Below are 19,599 nucleotides of genomic sequence, written 5' to 3'. Positions count from 1 at the left end.
GGCGCGGACAAGCCGCGCCACGTAGGGATATTGGGTCATTGCCAACACTCCTTAGTGTTAATGTATATTTTTTTGCTTAACTGAGAATGATTCTCGATATCATTTGTGGTAAAATCTTTTTATTGAACTATTTTTTTAGTATTACATTATGAACATTTCTGAATTAGCGCGTGGGGATAAAGTGCGATTGGTTGATTTTGGTACAACTGATCTGCAATACAGAAGAAGACTATTATCTTTGGGAATTACCCGTGGTGTTGAATTTTCAGTTGTGAGAATCGCTCCCCTGGGGTGTCCTGTTCAAGTTGAAGTGAGAGGAACATCCTTGACTCTTCGCAAAGAGGAAGCGAGTCAATTAGTGTTGGAGCGTCTATGACTCAAGTTTTATTAGTAGGAAATCCAAATTGTGGTAAAACCACTTTATTTAATGCGCTAACCGGAGACAGTCAACGGGTTGGAAATTGGCCGGGTGTGACCGTAGAAAAGAAAACCGGCGAATGTTCCGTAGGACATCATTTAATTGAAATAACCGATTTACCGGGGGTGTATTCCCTGGTCGCAAACGCTCAGGGCATGAGTCAGGATGAGCAGATTGCTGCTCAATCCATAGTGAATCTGGATTCAGATTGCATCATCAATGTGATTGATGCGAGTCATTTGGAACGACATTTATATTTAACCACTCAAATCCTGGAGTTGGGTAAACCTGTTATTGTAGCTCTTAATATGATGGATATTGCTCAGCAGCGTGGCATCACTATTGATATTAAGGCATTGGAACAGCAATTAGGTTGTCCGGTAGTCCCAGTTCAGGCGCATAAAAATATAGGTATACCTGAATTGCAGAACGCGCTTTTATCCCTTTCTGCGGAACTGAAGCCATTATCATTATCCTTATCACAGCCAGTTCAGGAGGCATTGAATAGTCTGGAAACCCGTTTAATCAGTGAAGGATACAGTCACTCTCTTGCGTATTATTATTCACGCAGACTTGCTGAAGGTGATTCATTAATTGGACACGAATCCATTGAGATTGAATGGGATCAATCAAAACACAACAATCTTGGTATTGATGTATTGTTGGCAGATGCTCGATATCAGACCATTCATCAGATTGTCTCGGTTGTTCAACAAAAGAAAAGCGATGCCAGCGAGCATTTTACGGCGAAACTGGACAAAATCGTCTTGCATCGCTTTTTTGCTTTGCCGATATTTTTCGCCATGATGTATTTAATGTTTTTGTTTTCCATCAATATTGGCGGCGCGTTTCAGGATTTTTTTGATATAGGAACTGATACCGTTTTTGTTCAGGGCAGTGCCTGGTTATTACAGCAAATTCATGCACCTAACTGGATCATTGCTTTAATTGCCAATGGAGTGGGTAAAGGAATTAATACTACGTTAACGTTTATTCCTGTAATCGCCTCCATGTTTTTCTTTTTATCCTTATTGGAAACTTCGGGTTATATGGCAAGAGCTGCATTTGTCGTTGATAAAGCGATGCGAGCTATGGGGCTTCCCGGCAAGTCGTTTGTTCCCATGATTGTTGGATTTGGTTGTAATGTTCCGGCCATTATGGCAGCAAGGACTCTGGATTCCGAGCGCGATCGTTTATTAACCGTCATGATGAGTCCATTTATGTCCTGCAGTGCCCGGCTGGCGATTTATGCGGTCTTTGTTGCCGCATTTTTCCCGTCTGGTGGACAGAACATTGTATTTTCTTTATATCTGATTGGTATTTTAATGGCTGTTTTAACGGGTTTTATTCTGCGTAAAACGACGTTGAAAGGTCATGCCTCGCCTCTGATACTGGAATTACCTGCCTATCATAAACCTGCGTTGAGGCGCTTGTTCAGAGAAACATTGATGAGGCTGAAATTCTTTGTGTTTCGTGCCGGTAAATTGATTATTCCAATCTGCGTTATTCTTGGTGGCTTGAATGCAATAACCCTTGGAGGTGGAATTAATACCGGAGAGGCCAGCACTGAATCATTACTTTCTTTAATGGGGCAATGGATAACGCCATTATTTGCCCCTATGGGTATTCATCAGGATAACTGGCCAGCAACAGTCGGTTTATTGACCGGAATGTTAGCTAAAGAAGTTGTAGTGGGTACATTAAATACTCTGTATGCTCAGGTAGGGCATTTAGGGGAAGTGGCCGCAGCACATTTTGATTTTTGGGCTGGTATTAAAGCGGCGTTCTGGTCAATTCCAGAAAATTTGTCCCAGCTGGGTTCTGCTTTATGGAATCCTGTTTTGGCAAGCGCGGCGGATAGCGAGGTTTCCAAATCAGTTTATGGCATGATGTCCCAACGTTTTGATGGACAGGCAGGGGCTTATGCTTATTTACTGTTTGTTCTTCTTTATATCCCCTGTGTATCCACCATGGCGGTGATACGGCAAGAAGCAAACCGGCAAATGATGTGGACTTCAGTCATTTGGTCTTTTGTTGTTGCTTATGCGACAGCAGTTGTTTTTTATCAGGTAGCACAATTTTTAGAGCATCCTCAACAAAGCATTCTATGGATAATTGCCATGATATCCAGTTTGTTCATGGTTGTAGTTGTATTTAAATACAGTGGAAAAAATATGGAGAAGCATGGTGTTGTTACAAATTCGTGATTATATTTGTCGTGAGGGTGTAGTCAGTACCCAGCAATTGACCAGAGAATTTCACCTGGATCTTCCTGCGCTGCAACCAATGCTGGACATATGGCTTAATAAAGGTGCTATCAGAAAATGCCAGGAGAAGGGTTCCTGTCAAAGTGCGTGCTTTAAATGCCGTACTCCTCCTGAATATTATCAGTCTCAATCTTGATGTGCATTTTCCCGCTATATGAAAATACGATCATAGGGTTATCATCGGTGTTAATTTTGGGGGTAAGAACATAATTTTACGGTTTTTTTACCTTTATTCATGACATCATTCGTGCTCATCATTCAATTTTGGGCTAATATAAACTTATCTCATTTAATACTTGGGTAAATACATGGCTGACTCTGGGAATAAAGAGAACCCCGTTTTTGCGGAAGTCAATTTTGATGTTCGCAAATTGGAAGTAGCAAATGATTTGAATAATCCAATCACCTTGGTGGAGCGTGTTTATCAAATATGGTGGCATTGGGCTGATTTTCATCTTTACATTACTTCCCCACATATTGAGAGCATTTCCCCACCAATCATTATAAAGCCAGAAAATATTCCAGGATCGAATGTTCTGGAGTTTGTTTACGATATTCAGGATTTCGGCCACAAATTATCTACTTCTAAAAGTGAGGATATGTTCAGCGCAGGGATGTCCATGTGCAAATTATTTTTTACAATAGAAAAAATGATTTATATTCTTGTAGAGCGCTTGAAGTCTGGTGGTGTGAGTTCGGAAGATGAAGTTCAGGTAGCCTTTGGCGGCCATGAAATTGCTCAGAGAAAGGCTTTTGAGTCCATTATTAATTTGAGCTATAACGTAGTCGTCACTAATTTTGATCCGGGTCCATGGGGCGAGGGATATTTACAGACTGTGAAACGACTTGCAGATAAAGGTTATGGATATCCAGCGGAAGCACCGCGTAAACCCTACCAGCAATCACATAATCCAACTTCGGCTGGAATATCACGTTAATTATTCACTTTAAATTGTGATGAAATCAGTTCTGGTCCATTGATTTAACACGTTATAACTGCTTTTTATATATAAAGGCGCAAGAAATAATGCGGGTATAAAATACAGTATCCGTAATAGAATTTGTTTATTGGATAATCTCTTCTGATCAACTGAGGTCAGTTTAAATCGCCAAGCTCTCATCCCCAGAGTTTGCCCTCCAAATCGTATTGAACCGTGATAATATAACAATGCTGTCCCTATTAGCGAGAGCTGGTACCAAAGGGTTGAGGGTGGTATAGCATGGCCTTGATTAAAAATCAGCAGCAGAATGGTCAGTGAAAAAAACAAGACCAAAATGATTATTGCGTCATAACAAAGTGCGGCCAAGTATCGGATCAAAAACATGATGTACCTTATTGTTGAAATTTAACCATGCATGGCTTTTGAACAGTCGTGTATCAATGCCAGACTGTCTATATATAATTTACTGATATCTACCCCATTATAATTTTGTGTGGGGACTTGTTCCCATTGTCCTTGTTCATAAGCTATAACTAATGAAAGTAAATTACCCAATGTGCCTTTATGCCCAATTAATGCATTTTTTATGTCTTCGGCCAGGGTGATTTGATGCATCAGTTCTTTCATGGGTTTATTTAACAAGCAGTCCAATATGGATAATAAACCAGCAGTGTAAGCGCTCTGACCGTTTATCTTCGAACTGGCTTCAGCCAGCTCTCTCGTCATATATGCTCTGATAAGCGCTGATTCTAGTATTTCTACAGGCTTATTTGAAATGTTTTTCATAGAGAACAGCATAACCCAATTTTTCAGATTGATTAATCCAAACCGAGCTATTGCCTGGTCAATAGATTCTATAGTTTGTCCTCCTGAGAGTCCTATAGAGTTTGCGACTTTAAGGATTTGGTAACTTAATAAAGGATCGGACTGAATTACAGCTGAAATATGATTAAAATCACAGTCATCTTTTTGAACCGTTTGAATAAGCTGTATTAGATTCAATTTATTTGCCGCGATGTCGTTATGAACCGTTTCTGAAGGTTGAAAAAGAAAATCGCCACAATAATAATCCACTGTCATCGCTTTACATTTATCAAAACTGGCTTGTTGTGCAATGCCATATGCTATCACTTTTCGTTGCTTTGATTTACTGTATTGTACAACCTTGGTTACATCAGACTGATTCATAAATTGATCTGTCAGGGCAATATACTCGGCGAAATTGAGCCATGCCAGCTGTTGTGGTGTATTGATGAGTAAAGCGATCGAAAATACAGACTCCTGTAATTCAGATACTGAATAAATTGATTCTATATCTTCTGCAGGCAGTTTTAATATTATTGGATTTTTTACCGGTGGATCCAATTGTTCCAGGTATACTTTAAGGGCAAAGGGAATAAATAGTGGAAGCTGTGTATCCGAGTTGGTAATTAAGTCTAAAAGGCTATTGGCTAAATCTTCACTTGATTGCAGATTTTGATAAGATAATATTTCATAGGCAACACATTTTAGTTGCTGATTAAATATTGGTCTTTTTGTGAGCATCAAGACTTCCAAGTGATTGTTTTGTTTAATGATAGTACTGGTTTTGTCAATTGGCCAGTTGGTTCTGAATTTTCCTTATCGACTTAACTTTGCGTGATAAAAACAGAGTGCTATACTTCGTCTGCGTGTATTGAAATTTGGCCATTCTAGATTGTACTATCGTCACCTGATTTACGGTTTGGCAAGAGAATCAGTTTGATAGTAATGCAATTATCAGGATAAAAATCATTAATATGGATGAAGATGAGAATAGGCTGATTCGAGTTGTATTTGGGAAGGTGCTATATTCACAACATTTTCTAATGAGGAAGAAACCAATAGTGAACAAGAAGAGACCGGTTAATCTTGATTTAGGTACTTTAAAATTTCCTCCTATGGCAATTGCGTCCATACTGCATAGGATTTCTGGGGTACTGTTATTTATATTGTTACCCATCATGTTATATATTCTGGGGCTTTCGCTTCAATCCGAAGAGAGCTTTACCCAGATGAAAGACATGATTACAAGCCCTTTTTATAAATTAGTGTTGTGGGCTTTTAGCGCGTCACTGGCTTATCATATTCTGGCTGGTATCCGACATATTATAATGGATATGGGTTTTGGTGAGCATTTGGCAACAGGTAGACGTACTTCCATTTTAGTTATAGTTCTTTCAGTTATTTTGACAATTATTCTAGGAATCTGGATATGGTAACTAATGTCACTAGCTTAACAGGTAATGGGTTAAAAGATTGGTTGATTCAACGAGTTACTGCAGTCTTTTTTGCAGCGTATGCCATTTTTTTATTTGGTTTTTTGATCATGCATCCTGATTTAAATTTTGAACAATGGCAACTATTGTTCAATAATACGCTGTTTCAAATAGCGACTGCAATTGGATTGCTGGCATTGTCATTGCATGCCTGGATCGGAATTTGGACAGTTACAACAGACTATATGAAGTGTACCGCTATACGTTTGGCAGTGCAGATGGTGGTTGTTCTATGGCTCCTTAGTCAGTTCATCTGGGGCTTAATGATTGTTTGGGGACAATAAGCATGACAATTCCACGTAATAAATTTGATGCGGTCATTATTGGTGCTGGTGGTGCCGGAATGCGTGCCGCGCTGCAGTTGGCAAATTCAGGATTAAAAGTAGCGTTGTTATCCAAGGTTTTTCCAACTCGCTCTCATACTGTTTCAGCTCAAGGGGGAATTACCGTAGCCTTGGGAAATTCTCATGCAGATGATTGGCGTTGGCATATGTACGATACTGTCAAAGGAGCTGATTATATTGGCGATCAGGATTGTATTGAGTATCTGTGCAAAACGGGTCCTGAAGCAGTATATGAATTGGAGCATATGGGCTTACCTTTTTCACGTATGGACAGTGGTAAAATCTATCAACGCCAATTCGGTGGCCAGTCCAAAAATTTTGGTGGTGAACAAGCTGCGCGGACAGCTGCAGCTGCAGACAGAACCGGTCATGCATTGTTGCATACTCTATATCAGCAAAATTTAAAAGCAAAAACACATGTATTTAGTGAATGGTACGCGCTTGATTTCGTCAAAGATTCACATGGACGCATTGCCGGTGTCACCGCAATGAACATTGAGTCTGGCGAAGTGGTGTTTTTCCAGACCAGAGTATGTATTCTTGCGACTGGTGGAGCTGGGCGAATCTATCAATCGACAACAAACGCCTATATCAATACAGGCGATGGATTTGGTATGGCTCTAAGAGCTGGAATTCCATTGCAGGATATGGAAATGTGGCAATTTCATCCTACAGGTATAGCTGGGGCAGGTACTTTGGTTACCGAAGGGTGTAGAGGTGAAGGTGGTTACCTGATTAACAAAGATGGGGAACGCTTTATGGAGCGTTATGCTCCTCGAGTAAAAGACCTGGCTTCGCGTGATGTGGTTGCGCGATCCATGGCTCTGGAAATTCGAGCTGGCAAGGGCTTTGATCCTAAAGGCGTGGATTACGTCAAGTTGAAGCTGGATCACCTTGGAGCAGATTTGATTATGTCGCGATTACCCGGTATTCGTGAGTTGTCCATGAAGTTTGCCGGTGTGGATCCGATTCTGGAACCTATACCCGTTGTTCCTACATGTCATTACAGTATGGGGGGAATACCTACCAACATGCACGGCCAAGTGATAACCAAAACCAATGGTGAAGAACAATTGGTAGAGGGTTTATATGCAGTAGGCGAATGCGCCTGCGTATCCGTTCATGGTGCAAATCGTCTTGGTGGTAATTCATTACTGGATTTGGTGGTGTTTGGACGGGCAGCTGGTTTACATGTTGAAGAGCTATGGCAATCCAATCAATTGCCTGATATGCCTTACATTAGTGAAGATGATATCGCGGCATCAATGACTCGATACGAGCGTTGGGAGCATTCAACAGATGGTGAAAGTCCTGCAACGATTCGGGATGAAATGCAACGAGTCATGCAAGAAGATTTTGGTGTATTCCGTACTGGCGAAGTAATGGCTTCAGGATTAAAACGGCTACAGGCACTACGTGAACGACTGGCTCATGCTAAACTGGATGATAAAAGTCATGTATTTAATACAGAACGAGTTACTGCGCTGGAGCTGGATAACTTAATGGCAACTGCTTATGCTACTGCGCAATCTGCCATTGCCCGAACTGAAAGCAGAGGAGCTCACAGCAGGGAAGATTATCCTGCTCGTGATGACGTCAACTGGATTAAACATACGCTGTATTTTGAGGAAGGTGAGGTACTTGATTATCGTCCAGTGAATACATCACCAAAATACGTCGAGCCCTTTGAGCCGAAAGAACGCGTTTATTAAAGAGGATATATAATGACTGATAGTAGAAATGTGACCCTGTCGATATATCGTTATAATCCCGAGGTGGATGACAAACCTTATATGAAAGATTATGAGATAGCGATTCCGGTGAAAAGCGATCCAATGATACTTACCTTGCTTGAGCGCTTGAAAGCAGAACAGGATCCTTCAATCACCTATAGACGCTCTTGTAGAGAAGGTGTATGCGGTTCTGATGGCATGAACATTAACGGAACCAATGGACTGGCATGTATTACGCATTTATCTCAGTTAAATACTGATAAAGTAGTCATTCGTCCTTTACCCGGATTTCCTGTAATACGTGATTTAGCTGTTGATATGAGTCAATTTTATCAACAATATGAACGTATAGAGCCCTATTTACAAAATGATGAAGTGGCTCCCGCTCAGGAACGTTTACAATCTCCTGAAGAGAGAGCACAACTTGATGGACTGTATGAGTGCATATTATGCGCTTGTTGTACCAGCTCTTGCCCATCGTTCTGGTGGAATCCGGAAAAATTTGTTGGCCCTGCCGGGCTTTTACAGGCAAGACGCTTTTTAGCTGACAGTCGTGATACAGCAACGCAACATCGTTTGGATAAATTACAAGATCCATTCAGTGTATTTCGTTGTAGAACGATTATGAATTGCACTAATGTGTGCCCGAAGGGACTCAATCCATCGCAAGCGATTGCTAAAATTCGCACGCAAATGTTGACACAGGAAACTTGATATAAGAATCACCTCAGAACAGTTTAACTATTTGCTTTGAATGCAGATTGAGCGCTTAACAACATATAAAATAAGAGTATTTGGATAAGTTGTTAATCGTTCAATCGGATTCAATAGGCGTGTTAAAAAAGACTGGGTAAACCCTTTGGAGAGAACAATGAGCAGTTCCAATCTGCAAAATGAATGGGCTTCTTCCTATTTATCTGGTGGAAGTATGGCTTATGTAGATAGCCTTTATGAGGATTATCTTGCTGATCCGAACTCGGTATCTGCCGATTGGAGAGCAATCTTTAGTGCATTGCCTAAAACCAATGGTGCTGATAGCGACGTATCTCATAGAGATATTCGCGAATATTTTTTGCAGAATGCTGATAAGAAAGTAAGTCATGTCATTCAGTCAGCGGATAGCCAACAATATCAGGTTGCCAACTTGATCAATGATTTCAGATCTTTGGGGCATCTGGCAGCAGAGCTTGATCCTCTTGGTATGGTAGAACGAACTCATGTTTCTCGATTGGAATTAGCCTATCATCATCTCGCGGAGGTAGATAAGAGCCGCTCCTTTTTTGCAGGTACCAGTTTTAATGGTCCCGAAATGCCATTATCCGAAATTTATAAAGCGCTTCGTGACACTTATTGCCGAAGCATTGGAATTGAGTACATGCATATTTCGGATAGCGAAGAAATTGAATGGCTGCAACATCGTATGGAGTCTGTTCGCGGGCGTCCCGATTATAATCCGCAAAAAAAGGTAGGTATCTTAAAGGATTTGATTGCTGCTGATGGTTTGGAGCGCTATCTGGGCACCCGATATGTAGGTCAAAAGCGTTTTTCTCTGGAAGGTGGTGATTCTTTAATACCCATGATGAAAGAGATCATTAATAACGCTGGCAGAGATGGAGTCAAGGAAGTTGTAATTGGAATGGCACATAGAGGCCGTTTAAACGTATTGGTTAATGTTTTGGGCAAAGAACCAGGACAATTATTTCAGGAGTTTGAAGGGAAAGTTAAATACGAACGAACTGGAGATGTAAAATACCATCTTGGTTTTTCGTCAGATATCAAGACTGAGTCTGGGTCAGTTCTGCATTTGGCTTTGGCTTTCAATCCATCTCATCTGGAAATTATTGGACCTGTTGTTGAGGGTTCTGTTCGCTCACGTTTAGAGCGACGTAATGATTTGTTGGAAAAAGATACGGTAGTTCCAGTGGTACTTCATGGTGATGCTGCTTTTGCAGGTCAGGGCGTCGTGATGGAGACCTTTAACTTTTCTCAGGCCAGAGGTTATTCCACAGGCGGTACTATTCACATAGTAATCAATAACCAGATTGGATTTACCACAAGTAACCCATTGGATGCACGCTCTACTTTATATTGTACCGATGTTGCGAAAATGGTTCAGGCCCCTGTACTCCATGTTAATGGAGATGATCCTGAGGCCGTTGTTTTTGCAACTCAAATCGCTTTTGATTTCAGAATGAAGTTTAAACGCGATGTAGTCATCGATTTGGTCTGTTACCGACGTAATGGACATAACGAAGCAGATGAACCTGCCGTAACTCAACCAGTAATGTATAAAAAAATTAAATCGATGCGTCCATTGCGTGAGATTTATGCCGATCAGTTAATCAATGCGGGCATACTTACCAAAAATGATGTAGATAAATTTGTTGATGCTTATAGAGATGGTCTGGATCACGGCAAAGCTGTTGTTGATGTGGTTCATGAGGATTATGAAGGGAAATATTCTATAGACTGGACTCCTTACATGAATGCCAAGTGGACGGATAAAGCCAATACAACGATTAGCAAAACCGAGTTACAGAAACTGACCAAAAAACTTAATGTTCTTCCTGAGGGCTTTGAGTTGCATCAAGTGGTTCAGCGTTTACTCGCTGAGCGTGAGAAGATGTCTACTGGTGAAATTCCCATGAATTGGGGTTATGCTGAAACCATGGCTTATGCCAGTTTATTGCAGGAAGGATACGGAGTGAGATTATCCGGCCAAGATTGCGGTCGTGGAACTTTTGCTCATCGACATGCGGTGTTACATGATGCTGCAACGGGTGAAACTTTTGTTCCTTTAGAGCAGATTTCTACAGATCCTAAACGTACGTTCACTGTTATTGATTCAGTATTATCTGAAGAAGCAGTTTTAGCGTTTGAATACGGTTTTGCTTCATCTGAGCCAACACAATTGGTTATTTGGGAAGCTCAATTTGGCGATTTTGCTAATGGAGCTCAGGTTGTTATTGACCAGTTTATAAGTTCAGGTGAACAAAAATGGGGGCGTTTGTGTGGCCTTGTGATGCTGCTACCTCATGGTTATGAAGGGCAGGGTCCTGAGCATTCATCTGCACGTTTAGAGCGCTATATGCAACTGTGCGCCCAGCATAATATTCAAGTATGTACTCCAACAACTCCCGCACAAATCTTTCATTTGTTACGTAGGCAAGTGATTCGTAATTTCAGAAAACCCTTGATTGTTATGACTCCAAAGAGTTTATTACGCCATAAATTGGCTGTTTCTCCTTTAGAGGATTTAACAAAAGGCAAGTTTTATACGGTCATTCCTGAAATTGATGATTTGATAGCACCCAAAGTAACAAAAGTGGTGTTATGTTGCGGTAAGGTTTATTATGATTTATTGCAAATGCGACGTGATAAAAAGCTGAATCACGTAGCCATAGTGCGTATTGAGCAACTTTATCCATTTCCCAAAAAGGCATTAATGGCCGAATTGGATAAATATCCACATGCCAATGATGTGATTTGGTGCCAGGAAGAGCCTCAAAATCAGGGCGTTTGGTTTTCATCTCAGCACAATATACGGGATTGCTTACGTCCAGAACAAACATTGGTTTATGCAGGTAGAGAATTTGCCGCCGCTCCGGCAGTGGGCAGTCCTGCTCTGCATGCTCAACAACAAATTACTTTGGTTGAGCATGCTTTATTAGGTAATAAATGAGTTTAAACACTATAAAATGAGAAGGTATAACCATGTCTATTGAAGTCAAAGTACCTGTTCTACCCGAGTCTGTAGCTGATGCAACGGTAGCTGCGTGGCATAAAAAAGTGGGTGATAAAGTAGTTCGCGATGAAAATTTGGTGGATCTGGAAACAGATAAGGTAGTTCTTGAGGTTCCTGCTCCTGCAGATGGTGTCCTTACTGAAATTGTGTTTCAAGTGGGTGACACTGTTGGCTCCGGTGAGCTGCTTGCTAAAATTAGTTCAGGTGCAACTGCTGCAGCTGCTCCTGCTCCAGCAAAGGAAGCAAGTACTGCGACAAAAGAACCTGTTAGTGCAAACGAAGATAAATCGACCAGCCCAGTAGTTCGTCGCATGATGGCAGAAAATGATTTGCAACCCGGCCAAATTCAAGGTACTGGTAAAGATGGACGGATTACTAAAGAGGATGTCATTTCTTATATAGAATCCAATAGAGAAAAATCTGCTAAATCTGTTGAGCCTAATAAAGAGCAGCGTGCTTCCGCTGTTCCCATGGGGGCTAGAGAAGAAAGACGTGTTCCTATGACTCGACTACGAGCCAAGATTGCTGAGCGTTTACTACAGGCACAACATAATGCTGCCATGTTAACCACATTTAATGAAGTAAACTTGAAAGCAGTAATGGATATGCGTGCTCAATATAAAGATAATTTTGAGAAGAAGCATGGAGTAAAACTGGGTTTCATGTCATTTTTTACGAAAGCTGTAGTTGAATCTTTGAAGCGATTTCCTGCAGTAAATGCTTCTATAGATGGTCAGGATGTTGTCTACCATGGATTTTATGATATTGGAATCGCTGTATCTACTGAAAGAGGATTAGTAGTGCCAGTGATTAGAGATGCAGATCAAATGAGTATGGCTGAAATAGAGCTGGCCATTAATGATGCTGCAACCAAGGCCAGATTAGGTAAATTGTCAATGGAAGAGATGCAGGGCGGTACATTTACTATAACTAATGGTGGCGTATTCGGTTCATTACTCGCGACACCAATCATCAATCCACCACAGACGGGTATTTTAGGAATGCATAAAATAGAGGACCGTCCTGTTGTAGAGAAAGGACAAATTGTAATTCGTCCGATGATGTATGTTGCTTTATCCTATGATCATCGTTTGATTGATGGTAAAGATTCAGTACAGTTTTTAGTAAGTGTTAAAGAATTGCTGGAAGACCCGGCCCGTCTTTTACTTAATGTTTAACAAGCGCATTTAACTGCATGACCCGTGTAGACGGGTTTTGCTTTTTTAGAAAGGTAATCACAATGAATTTACATGAATATCAAGCCAAGCAATTATTCGCAAGTTATAATTTACCGACTCCTCGTGGTGAAGTGGCTTATAATGTGGAAGATGCGTTACAGGTAGCATCACAATTATCTACACCCAGATGGGTAGTTAAAGCCCAGGTTCATGCTGGCGGACGGGGTAAAGCGGGTGGAGTTAAACTTGTTTCTACCAAAGATGAGTTGGCAGCAGTAGCCAAATCATTATTAGGAACTCATTTGGTGACTTATCAAACTGATGCTAAAGGTCAGCCCGTTAATTCAGTGTTAGTCGAAGAAACTTGCGATATTGCACGAGAGCTGTATCTTGGTGCCGTAGTTGATAGAGCAACTCGTCGCGTTGTGATTATGGCTTCCACTGAGGGTGGTGTTGAGATTGAAAAAGTTGCCGAAGAAACACCTGAAAAAATATTTAAGGTAATTGTAGATCCTTTAGTCGGCGTTATGCCGTTCCAATGTCGTGATACTGCTTTTAAATTGGGTTTAGAAGACGACCAAATCAAGCAATTTACCCACTTAATGATGGGATTAGGTAAAATGTTTGTAGAGTGTGATTTAAGTCTGCTTGAAATCAATCCATTAGTTGTGACTAAAACAGGTCAGTTAATCTGTTTGGATGGCAAAATTAATATTGATGGCAACGCGCTATATCGACAGCCTAAATTGAAAAGCATGCGGGATACAACCCAGGAAGATGAACGAGAAAATCGCGCCAGTGACTGGGAATTAAATTATATTCCTCTAGACGGAACGATTGGATGCATGGTTAACGGTGCGGGATTAGCTATGGCAACCATGGATGTAATTAAACTGCATGGAGGCGAGCCTGCAAATTTCCTTGATGTTGGCGGTGGCGCTACCAAGGAACGCGTCAGTGAAGCGCTGAAAATCATATTATCTGATGAACAGGTAAAAGGTATATTGGTTAATATCTTTGGCGGTATCGTTCGTTGTGATCTGATTGCGGATGGGATTCTTGCTGCAGTGAAAGAAGTGGATGTAAAAATACCTGTAGTTGTTCGGCTTGAGGGTAATAATGCTCAATTGGGCGCAGATATTTTAAATAAGAGCGATCTGAATGTTATCGCTGCTACGAGTTTGACCGATGCGGCCAAGAAAATAGTGGCGGCTGTAGCTTAATAGAACAACTTTTACTGAGTTTAATATAAAATTTAGAGTTACTGCATCAATAGAACTGAGGTTGGGTTTATTACCCAACCTGAACTGGTGATGATAAATAGTATTCATGATTGTGACGCATTGGGCCGGGTTTCTAATCAGCATTTGAGAGTACTATTGATGCGGTAACACCACAAAATTACGAGGTTAACAATGAGTGTATTAGTTAATAAGCAAACCAAAGTGTTGTGCCAGGGATTTACGGGCAAACAGGGAACTTATCATTCCGAACAAGCTCTCGCTTATGGTACGAAAATGGTTGGGGGTGTTACACCTGGAAAAGGTGGACAGCTTCATTTGGGATTGCCTGTATTTAATACCATGCGAGAAGCAGTTGAAGTAACCGGGGCTGATGCCAGTGTTATTTACGTTCCTGCTCCATTTTGCAAAGACTCTATATTAGAAGCTGCCGAAGCTGGGATTAAACTGATTGTATGTATTACTGAAGGTGTACCTGTATTGGATATGCTGCAGGTAAAAGTTTATCTGGAAAATAACACCGATGCTCGTTTAATTGGACCTAACTGTCCCGGGATTATTACTCCTGGAGAATGTAAAATTGGAATTATGCCGGGTTCAATACATTTACCTGGTAAAGTCGGTATTGTTTCTCGTTCTGGTACTTTAACTTATGAAGCAGTGAAACAAACTACAGACAAAGGATTTGGTCAAAGTACCTGTATAGGAATCGGTGGCGATCCCATTCCTGGAACTAATTTTATTGATGCCTTGGCTTTGTTTGAACAAGATCCACAAACACAGGCAATTATCATGGTTGGTGAAATTGGTGGTTCTGCTGAAGAAGAAGCTGCTGAATACATCAAGGCTCATGTTCGTAAGCCCGTAGTTTCTTATATTGCCGGTGTGACAGCCCCTGCCGGTAAGCGTATGGGTCATGCTGGAGCAATTATTTCTGGTGGTAAAGGTACTGCAGCAGAAAAATATGCTGCGCTTGAAGCTGCTGGAGTAAAAACGGTGAGATCTCCTGCTGACTTGGGTGATGCAATCGCTGAAGTTACTGGTTGGTAAATACATTTGGTAGTAACTTAATATTAAGTTGCTACCATTTCCCATTATGTTCAATTGTAACCATCTGTAGCTTTTCATCAGCATTTTAAGCCATGGTGCACGATTACAAAAATTCATTTATTAATTTCACAATTTCTTTTCTCGCAAATTATTAATTCCAGAGCGTATAATTGTTTCCAATCTTAATTGGAATGGTGTTTTATGAGTAACTTTAGAAGTCTTGCGGATATAAGACGGGATTATGGTGAATTGAGTTTGAGTGAGGAATCAGCTCAGCAGGATCCTATTGCTCAATTTAAACTTTGGTTTGAAGATGTCTTGCAAAATGAAAAAAATGATCCCACGGCAATGGTGCTGGCAACTGTTGATGAAAAAGGATGTCCAGATTCTCGAGTGGTTTTATTAAAAGGTTTGGAAGATGGGAATTTTGTGTTTTACACGAATTACCATAGCGCAAAAGCTCTGCAAATGAACAACAATCCTTATGCGGCACTTAATTTTTATTGGCCTCAAATGGCAAGACAGGTTCGTGTTCGAGGACGAGTAAGAACAGTGAGCAGGGAGCAATCTGATGCTTATTTTTCCTCTCGACCTGTTAAAAGTCAGTTTAGCGCGATAGTATCGCCGCAAAGTAGGGAAATTTTAAATAGAGCCTCCTTGGAAAATGCATTGAATGAATTAATCCAGCAACATGGTCAGGCGCCCATACTCAGGCCTGAAAACTGGGGTGGATATATGGTTATTCCCGACGAAATCGAGTTTTGGCAAGGACGTGACAATCGATTGCATGACCGAATCCATTATTATCGCGACGGAACAAATTGGATGCTTAGAAGGCTTGCCCCATAACCGGCAGAAATTGCCGGAAGCTGGAACATTTTATGTAGAGGTAAATATTACTCTAAAGTTATAGTGTAAAAGGTGCTCAGCAATCCCCACAAAATTGAACAGGCATACCCATGGTACTGCAATAAGTAAATTGGATTGCTAACCTTTACACGTGTGAGCTGAGGTATCCCCTCATAATTCTTCCGAGGAGGATTATCTACTATTCAGTATCAATTTTCGTCTTCGGTTTTATAAATGAAGAGGGGATTACTCAGTTTGAGCGTGCAGTGAAGCTCTCGGGCTTCTTTTCAAAATTCCTCGCCTGTATTCTTTGGATTTTACCGCGTTTGCGCAGGTAGTCAGTCACTTTGATTGTTAAATATACTTGAGCAAGTTTTCTGATAATTGGGTTTGTAATTCCTGCTAAATGTCAAAATAAACAACAACTTAAAAAGTTGGCCTGATAGTTGCTTATTATAAATAAAATCAAACAATATTTGTAATCGTTGATTTTTATTTTCAGGATAAATAAAAGATTTTTGTCAAGAAAATGTAAATAATTTATCTTCGAAAGCAGGGTGTATAAATAAGTCGTAAAATTGATTTAAGTGTGAGAATTCCATGTTTGTAATTCATGTGAATGAGGCACATAGTTTTAATATAAACAACTAGGAGTAGACGGAGTTGAAGATAGTACATTATATACTGGATACATAGCGAGGGGATTATTATGAACGACACAACAGCCTTATTACCACACATTAAATTACGATTTAACATTGAACATCCAAGTTATGAAGAGTGTTATATCTTTGGTTATGAATGTGCACTTTCAGAGGTCGAAGAGGAAGATAATCCGTTCCGTGCAGGCTCTCAAGAAGCAGAACAATGGCTAGAAGGTTGGTGGGCCGGAGCGTATGGAGAAAAGCCATTATTTGATATGGCTAGTTTGGATGATGGGGATATAATTCTTGATAAAGAATTAGCTGCAAACGATCAACAGTATTGTCACAAACATAGTTTTTTATCTTTAGTCTTTGAAATTAGCGGTGCGATAGCTGCTTCAGCAATAGTTGGATACCAATTACTTGAACTGGTAGCGTGAACGTTCGCATTCAATTGAAGAGCATGAATTAATGCTTCTTCAATTGGATCAGAACTTACGAAAAATGAACTTATTATAAATACTTTTGGTTCGTCTTTGGGGTTTTTCGTATACCTTGCGGAGATGAATTTAATCTTTAAATAATTTTAAAATCATTGATCGCATTCGTGCTGTTTCAGCAGGAATAAATTCCTTATAGTGTTCACTTCCAATATCAAGACAAACGGTCACATTCTCACCAATTCCTTTGAGCAAATCTACTCCCGAAAGTTTAAGCAATTTTATACGGGTACTTATTTCTGCTGCCCAGGCATCCAGATAGCTCATTTCAGTGAACACAGGAAGAAAGGTTTGATTGTTTTCTACCAGAAACAATACCTCTGGACTTTCGTCCTCTGAGTCATGTTCTACAGGTATAATAAAGTTTGCTTTTATAAATTCGAGGTAGGCTTTATTTGCCTCTTTCATATTGCCAGAAGTATCTAGTGCCTCTTTAATTGCTAAGTTCAGACTATTCATTTTAAATTTCATAAAAAAAAAATGATTATACCTGACTCTGGTTTGTATCGCTAATAACAATAAAATGAAATCAAACTATGTGTTGAAATAACTTACAACAACAGTATAATGTACGTTTGATTTTGCTAATTATTTGTCCAGTGTTGAAATAATTATGGCATTTGATTGTTTTCTTTTGGTTCAATATGAAACATTCAAATCCTGATGTAACAGGATAATAATCAGATTTTTGGCTAGCCCTTACGGGTATCAGGAAGAGTATTTGCAGCCTGCTATTTTAATGTTGACAGTTAGAGATGACTCAATCCCGCTTGATACCATTGGAAATTGCACTGGACTGTTATAAGTAGAGAGCTTATGAACAAAATGAATGCATCTAAAGTGGAACTTTATAACCGTAAAAACTATTTGGGATTCGCCTGGTTAGTTTGGGGCTTGGCTGCTGCTTTTTATTTTTCTGATTATTTAGCACGTGTTGCTCCCGGTGTAATGCACCGCTATTTGCAAATTGATTTTGGGATAAATGAAGCCGGTTTTGGAATCCTGACTGCATCTTTTTATATACCCTACATATTTATGCAGATCCCTGTTGGATTAACAGTAGATAGATTAAGTATCCGATGGCTATTAACCGTAATGTCTCTGGTAACGGCTTTTGGTTGTTGTGTTTTTGGTCTTGCAGACGGTTTGATGATGGCGTCAATAGGCAGAATGTTAATTGGTTTTAGCGCTGCCTTTGCGTTCGTGTGTTCACTTCGTTTGGCGACTTCATGGTTTCCTCCTACCATGTTGGGGTTATTAGCCGGTTTAACCCAATCTCTGGGTATGCTTGGCGCTGCAGCTGGAGAAGCACCTGTTTCATTTTTAGTGAGCAATGTTGGTTGGCGGCACAGCATGTTAATTATTGCTTTTTTATTTATTGCACTGGCTGGGTTGTTATATCAATTTGTGCAAGATAGACCAGGCTCCCAACGGCATGAAGTGCGATCAGTTAATAGAATCAGCATATTACAAAGTTTAAAAATTATTCTTTCGAGTCGTCAAACCTGGCTTAATGCTTTGTATGCGGGCTTCTTGTTTGGGCCAACGGCAGTAATAGGCGAAGCGATTGGGCCTGCTTATTTGCAATTTGGCCGGGGATTGGGAGCGCACGCCGCAGCTTTTGCAACGGGTCTGATTTTCATTGGCTGGGGTATAAGCGGTCCTTTATCCGGTTGGTTATCAGACAAAATGGGACGGCGTAAACCTTTGATGATTCTATCTGCTGTGTTCGGAGTGATATTTACTTCCCTGTTTGTTTTTTATCCTGATATGAACCAAACTACAGCATACTTGTTATTTTTTGCTTTCGGATTGACCAATACTGGTGTCGCCATTGCCTATGCGGTATCAACTGAGTTACATGATAGAAATGTGGTTGGTACTTCTATAGCGTTTACCAATATGACGTCGATCTTTGTTGGCGCTCTGTTACAGCCTCTGGTTGGTCGATTAGTGGATATGGTTTCCGGATCACGAGCGTACAATGTGGAATCTCTGTTGCTTACTGATTTTCAGGCCGGCCTAAAATTATTACCCATATGCTCTCTAGTAGCGTTAATTTTATCGTTTACAATTAAGGAAACCTATTGTAAGCCAGTTCGATAAAAACATGTTTATAACCAATTGCTCCAGTACATGTATTTGAATTAATTTATTCACATTCTAGAGTATCAACTATCTAAGTCCATTGATTTTATATAACAAAATCCACCTGCGTATTTGCAACTTCCTTTCCAATTTATGTTTAACTAAGCGATGCTGAATAACACACAAGTTCCTTGTGAAAAAATGGAGATATGTAATGAATGGAGTTACACTGATTTAGAGAACTCATTGCTACTTTGTGCTGCATTTGTGGGAAAACGGGAAACCTCAAGCACTGGCCTATCCA

Annotated in this window: 18 protein-coding genes; 15 read left to right on the top strand and 3 right to left on the bottom strand. The window is 40.3% G+C overall.

Going from position 1 to position 19,599, the window contains the following annotated elements:
* The first annotated feature begins 148 nt into the window (after positions 1-148).
* The 4 genes from Lqua_RS02800 to Lqua_RS02785 all read left to right on the top strand — a co-directional run bounded on the left by Lqua_RS02800 (position 149) and on the right by Lqua_RS02785 (position 3,623).
* Entirely contained in the window at positions 149-376 is a 228-nt protein-coding gene (locus tag Lqua_RS02800) for a FeoA family protein (protein ID WP_115148788.1), read from the top strand.
* Entirely contained in the window at positions 373-2,625 is a 2,253-nt protein-coding gene (feoB, locus tag Lqua_RS02795) for a Fe(2+) transporter permease subunit FeoB (protein WP_058472769.1), read from the top strand. Before Lqua_RS02800 ends, feoB begins: the two co-directional genes overlap by 4 nt.
* Positions 2,606-2,821 carry a FeoC-like transcriptional regulator gene (locus Lqua_RS02790; protein ID WP_058473063.1) on the top strand — a complete coding sequence of 72 codons (216 nt, stop codon included), beginning with the start codon at positions 2,606-2,608 and terminating at the stop codon, positions 2,819-2,821. Before feoB ends, Lqua_RS02790 begins: the two co-directional genes overlap by 20 nt.
* Before the next feature lie 172 nt (positions 2,822-2,993).
* Entirely contained in the window at positions 2,994-3,623 is a 630-nt protein-coding gene (locus tag Lqua_RS02785; RefSeq protein ID WP_058472768.1) for a hypothetical protein, read from the top strand.
* Between the two features lie 9 nt (positions 3,624-3,632).
* On the opposite strand, the gene Lqua_RS02780 is transcribed toward Lqua_RS02785, so the two are convergent.
* The gene (locus tag Lqua_RS02780) at positions 3,633-4,010 is read right to left on the bottom strand and encodes an RDD family protein (protein WP_058472767.1); all 378 of its coding nucleotides are present in this window, start codon (positions 4,008-4,010) and stop codon (positions 3,633-3,635) included.
* A 21-nt stretch (positions 4,011-4,031) separates the two neighbouring features.
* A complete protein-coding gene (locus tag Lqua_RS02775; protein WP_058472766.1) occupies positions 4,032-5,171 on the bottom strand; it encodes an EAL and HDOD domain-containing protein in 1,140 nt (379 codons plus the stop codon).
* Between the two features lie 320 nt (positions 5,172-5,491).
* On the opposite strand from Lqua_RS02775, the gene sdhC reads away from it, so the two are divergent.
* From sdhC to Lqua_RS02725, 10 genes are all read left to right on the top strand, one after another.
* Positions 5,492-5,866, top strand: a complete 375-nt coding sequence (gene sdhC, locus Lqua_RS02770; RefSeq protein ID WP_058473062.1) for a succinate dehydrogenase, cytochrome b556 subunit — start codon at positions 5,492-5,494, stop codon at positions 5,864-5,866.
* A complete protein-coding gene (gene sdhD / locus Lqua_RS02765; protein WP_058472765.1) occupies positions 5,860-6,207 on the top strand; it encodes a succinate dehydrogenase, hydrophobic membrane anchor protein in 348 nt (115 codons plus the stop codon). Before sdhC ends, sdhD begins: the two co-directional genes overlap by 7 nt.
* A gap of 2 nt (positions 6,208-6,209) precedes the next feature.
* Positions 6,210-7,979: a succinate dehydrogenase flavoprotein subunit gene (sdhA, locus tag Lqua_RS02760; protein WP_058472764.1), complete on the top strand. Its 1,770-nt coding sequence runs from the start codon at positions 6,210-6,212 to the stop codon at positions 7,977-7,979.
* Between the two features lie 12 nt (positions 7,980-7,991).
* The gene (locus Lqua_RS02755) at positions 7,992-8,714 is read left to right on the top strand and encodes a succinate dehydrogenase iron-sulfur subunit (RefSeq protein WP_058472763.1); all 723 of its coding nucleotides are present in this window, start codon (positions 7,992-7,994) and stop codon (positions 8,712-8,714) included.
* A 157-nt stretch (positions 8,715-8,871) separates the two neighbouring features.
* Positions 8,872-11,682 carry a 2-oxoglutarate dehydrogenase E1 component gene (locus Lqua_RS02750; protein WP_058472762.1) on the top strand — a complete coding sequence of 937 codons (2,811 nt, stop codon included), beginning with the start codon at positions 8,872-8,874 and terminating at the stop codon, positions 11,680-11,682.
* Positions 11,683-11,714: 32 nt separating this feature from the next.
* A complete protein-coding gene (gene odhB / locus Lqua_RS02745) occupies positions 11,715-12,923 on the top strand; it encodes a 2-oxoglutarate dehydrogenase complex dihydrolipoyllysine-residue succinyltransferase (protein ID WP_058472761.1) in 1,209 nt (402 codons plus the stop codon).
* Between the two features lie 62 nt (positions 12,924-12,985).
* Positions 12,986-14,146 carry an ADP-forming succinate--CoA ligase subunit beta gene (gene sucC / locus Lqua_RS02740; RefSeq protein WP_058472760.1) on the top strand — a complete coding sequence of 387 codons (1,161 nt, stop codon included), beginning with the start codon at positions 12,986-12,988 and terminating at the stop codon, positions 14,144-14,146.
* A gap of 192 nt (positions 14,147-14,338) precedes the next feature.
* A complete protein-coding gene (gene sucD / locus Lqua_RS02735) occupies positions 14,339-15,214 on the top strand; it encodes a succinate--CoA ligase subunit alpha (RefSeq protein WP_058472759.1) in 876 nt (291 codons plus the stop codon).
* A gap of 201 nt (positions 15,215-15,415) precedes the next feature.
* A complete protein-coding gene (gene pdxH, locus Lqua_RS02730; protein ID WP_058472758.1) occupies positions 15,416-16,063 on the top strand; it encodes a pyridoxamine 5'-phosphate oxidase in 648 nt (215 codons plus the stop codon).
* A 709-nt stretch (positions 16,064-16,772) separates the two neighbouring features.
* Complete coding sequence (locus tag Lqua_RS02725) at positions 16,773-17,147, top strand: hypothetical protein (RefSeq protein WP_058472757.1); 375 nt, start codon at positions 16,773-16,775, stop codon at positions 17,145-17,147.
* 129 nt (positions 17,148-17,276) lie between these two features.
* Here the strand turns inward: Lqua_RS02725 and Lqua_RS02720 are convergent, their stop codons facing one another.
* Positions 17,277-17,666 (bottom strand): SseB family protein, encoded by a 390-nt coding sequence (locus Lqua_RS02720; protein WP_058473061.1) that lies wholly within the window; start codon positions 17,664-17,666, stop codon positions 17,277-17,279.
* Positions 17,667-18,032: 366 nt separating this feature from the next.
* Between Lqua_RS02720 and Lqua_RS02715 the strand changes: the two genes are divergently transcribed.
* Positions 18,033-19,313, top strand: a complete 1,281-nt coding sequence (locus tag Lqua_RS02715) for an MFS transporter (RefSeq protein WP_115148846.1) — start codon at positions 18,033-18,035, stop codon at positions 19,311-19,313.
* Positions 19,314-19,599 lie beyond the last annotated feature (286 nt).

Origin of the sequence: Legionella quateirensis, assembly GCF_001467955.1 — a bacterium.
Taxonomy (GTDB): domain Bacteria; phylum Pseudomonadota; class Gammaproteobacteria; order Legionellales; family Legionellaceae; genus Legionella; species Legionella quateirensis.
Note: the sequence above shows the minus strand (reverse complement) of the source record. Positions and strands in the feature narration are given on the sequence as shown.

Excerpts from the sequence above, each read along its gene's own strand:
- Lqua_RS02800 (WP_115148788.1), top strand. The coding sequence starts at position 149 with ATGAACATTTCTGAATTAGCGCGTGGGGATAAAGTGCGATTGGTTGAT.
- feoB (WP_058472769.1), top strand. The coding sequence starts at position 373 with ATGACTCAAGTTTTATTAGTAGGAAATCCAAATTGTGGTAAAACCACT.
- Lqua_RS02785 (WP_058472768.1), top strand. The coding sequence starts at position 2,994 with ATGGCTGACTCTGGGAATAAAGAGAACCCCGTTTTTGCGGAAGTCAAT.
- Lqua_RS02780 (WP_058472767.1), bottom strand. The coding sequence starts at position 4,010 with ATGTTTTTGATCCGATACTTGGCCGCACTTTGTTATGACGCAATAATC.
- Lqua_RS02775 (WP_058472766.1), bottom strand. The coding sequence starts at position 5,171 with ATGCTCACAAAAAGACCAATATTTAATCAGCAACTAAAATGTGTTGCC.
- sdhD (WP_058472765.1), top strand. The coding sequence starts at position 5,860 with ATGGTAACTAATGTCACTAGCTTAACAGGTAATGGGTTAAAAGATTGG.
- sdhA (WP_058472764.1), top strand. The coding sequence starts at position 6,210 with ATGACAATTCCACGTAATAAATTTGATGCGGTCATTATTGGTGCTGGT.
- Lqua_RS02755 (WP_058472763.1), top strand. The coding sequence starts at position 7,992 with ATGACTGATAGTAGAAATGTGACCCTGTCGATATATCGTTATAATCCC.
- Lqua_RS02750 (WP_058472762.1), top strand. The coding sequence starts at position 8,872 with ATGAGCAGTTCCAATCTGCAAAATGAATGGGCTTCTTCCTATTTATCT.
- odhB (WP_058472761.1), top strand. The coding sequence starts at position 11,715 with ATGTCTATTGAAGTCAAAGTACCTGTTCTACCCGAGTCTGTAGCTGAT.
- sucC (WP_058472760.1), top strand. The coding sequence starts at position 12,986 with ATGAATTTACATGAATATCAAGCCAAGCAATTATTCGCAAGTTATAAT.
- sucD (WP_058472759.1), top strand. The coding sequence starts at position 14,339 with ATGAGTGTATTAGTTAATAAGCAAACCAAAGTGTTGTGCCAGGGATTT.
- pdxH (WP_058472758.1), top strand. The coding sequence starts at position 15,416 with ATGAGTAACTTTAGAAGTCTTGCGGATATAAGACGGGATTATGGTGAA.
- Lqua_RS02725 (WP_058472757.1), top strand. The coding sequence starts at position 16,773 with ATGAACGACACAACAGCCTTATTACCACACATTAAATTACGATTTAAC.
- Lqua_RS02720 (WP_058473061.1), bottom strand. The coding sequence starts at position 17,666 with ATGAATAGTCTGAACTTAGCAATTAAAGAGGCACTAGATACTTCTGGC.
- Lqua_RS02715 (WP_115148846.1), top strand. The coding sequence starts at position 18,033 with ATGAATGCATCTAAAGTGGAACTTTATAACCGTAAAAACTATTTGGGA.